The organism is Thermoflavimicrobium daqui (genome assembly GCF_003313465.1).
Classification (GTDB): domain Bacteria; phylum Bacillota; class Bacilli; order Thermoactinomycetales; family Thermoactinomycetaceae; genus Thermoflavimicrobium; species Thermoflavimicrobium daqui.
The window spans coordinates 1-1,844 of record NZ_KZ845699.1 but is presented as its reverse complement, the minus strand read 5'-3'; the positions used below and the strand labels follow the sequence as shown (position 1 = coordinate 1,844).

The 1,844-nt window shown below is 52.5% G+C and carries 1 rRNA gene; it reads left to right on the top strand.

Features of this window, described 5'->3' with window-relative positions:
* Nucleotides 1–1,844, top strand: a 23S ribosomal RNA gene (locus tag DL897_RS17975); the annotation flags it as partial.

The following is a 1,844-nucleotide window of genomic DNA, read 5'->3' as shown; positions in this document are numbered from 1 at the left end:
TGCGTGCAAGGTTAAAGTGTAAAGCTGGAGCCGTAGCGAAAGCGAGTCTGAATAGGGCGCTTTAGTACGTAGCTGTCGACCCGAAACCGAGTGATCTACCCATGTCCAGGGTGAAGTTCCGGTAACACGGAATGGAGGCCCGAACCTTTTGGTGTTGAAAAACCATAGGATGAGGTGTGGGTAGCGGAGAAATTCCAATCGAACTCGGAGATAGCTGGTTCTCCCCGAAATAGCTTTAGGGCTAGCCTTGGAGAATTGAGAGTTGGAGGTAGAGCACTAATTGGGCTAGGGGCCCTCACCGGGTTACCGAACTCAGTTAAACTCCGAATGCCATCTTCTTCTACTCCAGGAGTCAGACTGCGAGTGCTAAGATCCGTAGTCGAAAGGGAAACAGCCCAGACCACCAGCTAAGGTCCCTAAGTAACGCTTAAGTGGCAAAGGATGTGGAGTTGCCTAGACAACCAGGATGTTGGCTTAGAAGCAGCCATCATTCAAAGAGTGCGTAATAGCTCACTGGTCAAGTGACTCTGCGCCGAAAATGTAACGGGGCTAAAGCGTTCACCGAAGCTGTGGATCGTGTCACATTCACTCTGTCTTTGAGATTTTTTGCTGAATTCATTTACATTTATGCTGAAAACTTCTTTCGTTTTAAATCCGGTTTTCAGCCAAATGAGCCTTCAGCTAAAGCTTGAAGCTGGAGTGAATGTGATACGATGGTAGGGGAGCGTTCCAAGGGCGGTGAAGCAGAAGCGTAAGCGACTGTGGAGCGCTTGGAAGTGAGAATGCCGGTATGAGTAACGAAAAGAGGGGTGAGAATCCCCTCCACCGTAAGCCTAAGGTTTCCTGAGGAAGGTTCGTCCGCTCAGGGTTAGTCGGGACCTAAGCTGAGGCCGAAAGGCGTAGGCGATGGACAACAGGTTGATATTCCTGTACCACCTATTTGCGTTTGTACGATGGGGGGACGCAGGAGGGTAGGGAAGCGCACGACTGGATGTGCGTCTAAATAGTGAGGCTGAAGAGATTGGCAAATCCGTCTCTTCTTAAGGCTAGGCTATGAATGCGAGGGAAATTTACAGTACCGAAGTTCCTGATCTCACACTGCCAAGAAAAGCCTCTAGGAGTAAATAGGTGCCCGTACCGCAAACCGACACAGGTAGGCGAGGAGAGAATCCTAAGGTGCTCGGGAGAACTCTTGTTAAGGAACTCGGCAAAATGACCCCGTAACTTCGGGAGAAGGGGTGCCCCGTTAGGGTTCATAGCCCGAGGGGGCCGCAGTGAAGAGGCCCAGGCGACTGTTTAGCAAAAACACAGGTCTCTGCGAAGCCGTAAGGCGATGTATAGGGGCTGACGCCTGCCCGGTGCTGGAAGGTTATGGGGAAGGGTTAGCGATCTTCGATCGCGAAGCTCTGAACCGAAGCCCCAGTAAACGGCGGCCGTAACTATAACGGTCCTAAGGTAGCGAAATTCCTTGTCGGGTAAGTTCCGACCCGCACGAAAGGCGTAACGATCTGGGCGCTGTCTCAACAAGAGACCCGGTGAAATTGTATTACCAGTGAAGATGCTGGTTACCCGCGACAAGACGGAAAGACCCCGTGGAGCTTTACTGTAGCTTGACATTGAATCTAGGTACGACTTGTACAGGATAGGTGGGAGTCGCTGAATCCGGAGCGCCAGCTTCGGTGGAGACATCGGTGGGATACCACTCTGGTCGTATCGGGGTTCTAACTCAGGGCCGTGATCCGGTCCGAGGACCGTGTCAGGTGGGCAGTTTGACTGGGGCGGTCGCCTCCTAAAAGGTAACGGAGGCGCTCCAAGGTTCCCTCAGCGCGGTTGGAAATCGCGCG